The organism is Enorma timonensis (assembly GCF_000321165.1).
GTDB lineage: Bacteria > Actinomycetota > Coriobacteriia > Coriobacteriales > Coriobacteriaceae > Enorma.
On sequence record NZ_CAPF01000078.1, the window covers coordinates 1 to 4,430 of the forward strand.

3 protein-coding genes are annotated in these 4,430 nt (G+C 61.9%); all 3 read right to left on the reverse strand.

Annotation, left to right across the window (positions count from 1 at the left end):
- The coding region (locus tag BN423_RS11605) for a BglG family transcription antiterminator (protein ID WP_019239899.1) at positions 1 to 674 on the reverse strand (674 nt) is incomplete at its 3' end.
- A 260-nt stretch (positions 675 to 934) separates the two neighbouring features.
- The gene (locus tag BN423_RS11610) at positions 935 to 1,930 is read right to left on the reverse strand and encodes a hypothetical protein (RefSeq protein WP_143758298.1); all 996 of its coding nucleotides are present in this window, start codon (positions 1,928 to 1,930) and stop codon (positions 935 to 937) included.
- A 323-nt stretch (positions 1,931 to 2,253) separates the two neighbouring features.
- Positions 2,254 to 4,430 (reverse strand): acyltransferase family protein (locus tag BN423_RS08875; RefSeq protein WP_019239900.1); only part of this gene is annotated, 2,177 nt, incomplete at its 5' end.

Below are 4,430 nucleotides of genomic sequence, written 5' to 3' on the forward strand. Positions count from 1 at the left end.
GGGATATAGCGAGATTCACCAATGCGTAAAAGAGCGATAGCGATGTGAATGAGTAGATTCCGTTTTGCCGACTCGCTAACACACAGATCCGTACAGCTGAGCTCGCCTTCCAAACAACGCGCAATACGTTCAAGCACATCGCGGTCGAACATATGATAGATGGCTTTACCACCGTCCTCGCGCGCCATTGAAGCAAGGCAAAGTCGTCGATCGATCTCTGAACCCAGCACTCTGATGCCACGATGCGGCTTTCGTTCAATAACAAGGTTGTATTCAGCAAGGACGCGCTCGACATGCTTCAGGTCTCGCGAAATGCACGCCCGTGAGACATACAGGATCTCCGCAAGACGATCGATGGAAATCCAATCCCCCCGCTGGAGCAAATCATCAAGCAAATAGTTCACGCGCTCTTCTGGAGTGGAAGGTAGCTTGTCTGCAGAGCCATCCTCCTCAAGTGCACGATCAAGCTTCTCATCGTCGAGTACCAAGAGCTCATATCCCGCATCGCGGTACTCGATGCTTGCCACGCCCGCGAGCGCAGCATTTGCATGATGGATGCGACTACGAACAGTGCGCTTGCTCACGCCGAGATAGCGGGAGAGATCGTCAGACGAGATGCCAGCATGGTCGCGCACGAACGTGATGAGGCTTTTGTCGCGTGCGGCCAATTGCACCCTGTCCTCCCTTCGCCCGGCTTCTGCGCTGCATGCTCTGCAAGGTATCCCGACTCGATATATCAATCGTATGAGGGCGCGGAAAGCTTTTCCACAACAAGTCCTTGCCGCACGAGACGGCAAATCCTGCAACTAAATACGGACTTTGGAAATACGCGTCAGAGGATACGCAATCGGGACACTTGTCGCACGAAACTTCAAGCAGAAAATGGCGTTCGACACAGTAAGGCATGTAGATGAAGCGCCAATTTTTGCCTGAACTATCCAGTATGTCGGTCACACTGCACTCGAGGTATACCGTAACTGTTGAGCAGCCGCGCAAGCTCACCGGGTCTCTTCACAAGTGCATAATCGAAGCGAATAACCGCATCGCACACCGCGGTAAGAAGCGCCTCTCGCTGCCGCTCGCGCATCATCTTGCGCACTGCGCCGTGTAATGGCGTTCTCGCCGACACACCTGTAAATCGCTCGTACTTTTCAGCGCCATCGAATTCAAAAACGATGAGGCGGCCATCGGACAATTTCCAGGAACCATCCACCCGAAACGTCCGAGATGCATCGAGCACATTTGGAAGTATGGTCTGAAGATCGGGAACCGCAAACCCCGCCCTGATGATGGCCGCCCGTGCGATAGATTCACCGCCGCTCTCAGCACGGTTATCAGCATATGCAGCGATACGGCGAGCGCCTTCTATACCATGCCTGCCACGACCAAGGCGTTCAAGCACGGCGGCCAAAGCAGCGCGCGTCATCTTCCCCACGCGCAAAGCGCTATCGGCAATAGCCAGCCCCTCGTCAAATGGAGCCGCGAGCAAACAGTCGACGATGGTTTGTTCAAGCGAGGTGACGCGTGTACCCATCACGACACGCGCACCATCGATCCCCACGGGATGCTTAACGACATGGCCGCACCTTCCCGCATGCGACCCGACGGGAACCGCCCGGTGCACGTCGCAGAGCAACTCAAGCGATACCGCAAGACCCCAGATACAAGCAGCGGAGTACGATGAGAACACCCAGTTTGGATATCGACGGGAAAGCGTTCGGAGGATTTGATAGGGCTGTACCTGTCTTTTGAGTCCGTCCCAATATTCCTTTCGTACAAAAAGGCGTGGAAACGGCTCACAAAGCAGCCCCTTCTCTACCCGCTCTCGGCATGCACGCATATCCCGCTGTGTCTTGGGCGCGAAGAGCAGGCCCTCGCCTTCAGCGCACCCGAGCGCTTCATCGATTCGCTTCGATACCGCCTTGCGCATCTTCGCCCCCCCTACGCGTCGCGCGAACGAATGTCGCGTGTGGGGAAACGCTATCAGGCGAATCTGACAGAAATCCCGCTAAACCTTGCACGGGATATATCGCTGCAGCTTATTCGCTACGCTTTTCTAAATGTGGAGATTATAAGAGAGATTTGAGTGCTTAAATTTGACGACCAGGGCGTTAAACAACGCCGGAGCGTGCGCGCCGCGCTCGTCAATAAACATACGTATCCCTGAAAGCCCCGATTTAGAAAACCTCAGGCAAGAATTGGCGCTTGGGACAGTGAGATGCCCCGATAAAACGACATTCCTTGCCTGAAGATTCAGCGTCCCGTGGATCCCGCCTCGTCCACCACGAACGGGGCGAGCACGGCGCGAGCGACGCGCTCGGCCATGGTGTTCACGTTCGCGATGGCGTCATCGCGCGTCTTGCCCTCGAAGTGGTACGGCAGGTACGGCTTGATCGCGTCGTCGATGAGCGCGACGTACTCGTCCGCGCCCTGGCTCGAGAGGTGCGTGCCATCGCCGTCGAAGAGGTCGTTGCGCCCCTCGCTATAACCGTACCAGTCGACGATCCGCACGTTGTCGTACCGATCCGCCGCGCGCTTGAGCGCGTCGTTCGTCGAGGCGACCCACCCCTGTGGGCTCCGCGTGGTCACGAACACCGCGATGCGCTTGTCGCCCACGAGCTTCATGAGGCTGTCGACGGCATCGTCCGTGACGTTGCCGTTCGTGCCGAGCGCGAACACCACCACGCGCCCCGCGAGCCCCTGCTGCTCATAGCTCGTGAACAGATCCTCGGCCGCGGAGAACTGGCGGTTCTTCATGGCGTCGATGTGCCCGTGCGGGAACGTCGCATTGAAGGGGTCGACTGCACGCAGCGACACGGAGTCGCCGATCATGAGCACGTCGTAGGCGCCCACCGGGAACCCGTTCTCGTCCGTCGCGGGCTTCGAGGCATCGCCGCCGGCGCTGGCTGCATCGCCGCCGGCGCCATTCGCGCCGCCGGCGCCGTTCGCGGAAGCATCTCCCGCGCCCGCACCGTCCGTGGCAGCGCCGCCCGCGCCGCCGTTCGCCGAGGCGTCCGGCGAGCCCTCGATGAGCGCCGCGCCCTCGGCGCTGAGCGCGGAGGTGTTCGGCACGAACAGGAGGCCGCCGATCGCCACCATCACGAGCGCGGTCGCGCACGCCACGGGCACGAGGCGTGCCCGCACGTACGCACCCAAGCTGAACCCGCGCGACCTCGCCTGCGCAAGGAACATCCCGAACGCCCCCTTCCGGAACGGCGTCTCGATGAAGCGGTACGAGAGCTCGGCCGCCACGAGCACGATGCCGCATTCGATGAGGTACACCCACCACGGGCGCGCGGTCACGTCCCCCACGGGGTTCATGAGGGCGAACAGCGGAAAATGCCACAGGTAGATGCTATAGGAGCGCTGCCCGAGCCAGACGAGCGGCTTGAGCGCGAACACGCGCGCCAAGATGCCGTCGGGCTGCACGCACGCGGCCACGAGCACGACGGAGAGCACCGACGCCAGCACGGTGCCGCCGCGGTAGGTGAACGCGGTGTAGCCGTTCGTGTACACGACGAGCAGGACGAGCCCCGCGAGCGCGGCCGCGCCCGCGATGTCGAGCGCATGCCGCCGCAGCAGGCCCGGCCGGGACTCGGCCGCATGGGCATCGGCCCCGTGTGCCTGCTGCCTCCGACCCCCGTGGTGCCCATGGTGCCGATGATCCAGGAACGGGTTCATGGCGCGCGTGGGCACGAACGCGAGCCACGCGCCGATGAGCATGGCGAACGCGCGCGTATCGGTGCCGTAGTACACGCGGCTCGGATCCACCGCGGGGTTGTAGAGCAGCGCCATCTCGAGCGCGGAGGCGACAGCGAGGACGATGACCACGATGCGGATGGGTCGCCGACGCGCGCCGAAGTGCAGCAGCGCGAAGAGCAGCAGCGGCCACACCACGTAGAACTGCTCCTCGATGGAGAGCGACCAGAAATGCGTGAGCGGCGACGGGTCGCCGAGCGCGCCGAAGTAGGACACATTGTTGAAGATTTGCCACCAGTTGTTGAAGAACAGGAGCGACGGCAGGATATCCGGCCGCATCTTCGTGAGCATCACGTGGTTGAAGAACGTGCACAAAACCGCGACGACCACGACGAGCGTGATGGTCGCCGGGACGAGCCGTCGGATGCGGCGCGTCCAGAAGCTCTTGAGGTCGATGGTGCCCGTGCGCGCGAACTCGATGCGCAGCAGCCGCGTGATGAGGTAGCCCGAGAGCACGAAGAAGATCGTGACGCCCTGGAAGCCGCCCTGCGCCCAGGTGAAGCCCAGATGGTACAGGACGACGATGAGGACGGCGAAGGTGCGGATGCCGTCGAGCGCGGGGATGTAGCGAGAACGCGGCGACCGGCGCGAGGCCGCGGCCGAGGGCGCGCCGGCGGCAGGAGCGGCAGCACCGGCACCCGCGGCAGCCGCGCCAGAAGTACCCGCGCCCG